Source organism: Algoriphagus lutimaris (assembly GCF_017051705.1).
In the GTDB taxonomy this organism is placed as follows: domain Bacteria; phylum Bacteroidota; class Bacteroidia; order Cytophagales; family Cyclobacteriaceae; genus Algoriphagus; species Algoriphagus lutimaris.
On sequence record NZ_JAFIDJ010000033.1, the window covers coordinates 1 to 287 of the forward strand.

A 287-nucleotide genomic window follows, 5' to 3' on the forward strand; every position below is an offset into this window, starting at 1 on the left:
CGGGCGGCTCCCCATCGACGACCGCTACCGGCATCACAGCCAGCTCGGTGACGCGTGGGATGCGGGCCGGGACGCGGTCGTGCGGCTGCTGCGCCGCGAGGCCGATGGGGTGCAGCAGCAGCCCGAGACCGAGACGCCGCGCAAGTGGTGCAAGTGCCCATCCTGCTGGGGCTGGTTCGTCGAGGACCATCCCGGCGAAGACCTCGACGAGCTCGGTAAGGACCTGGGCTGGTGGTCTGGGCTCCCTGAACACCGCGACCCGCCTGCCGGAGCCAGCGGCCTGGGTC

At 72.1% G+C, this 287-nt stretch carries 1 protein-coding gene; it reads left to right on the top strand.

Translation table 11 applies throughout. The features are described from left to right. A partial coding sequence (locus JYB62_RS19665; RefSeq protein WP_205647094.1) for a hypothetical protein occupies nucleotides 1-287 on the top strand: 287 nt, incomplete at both ends.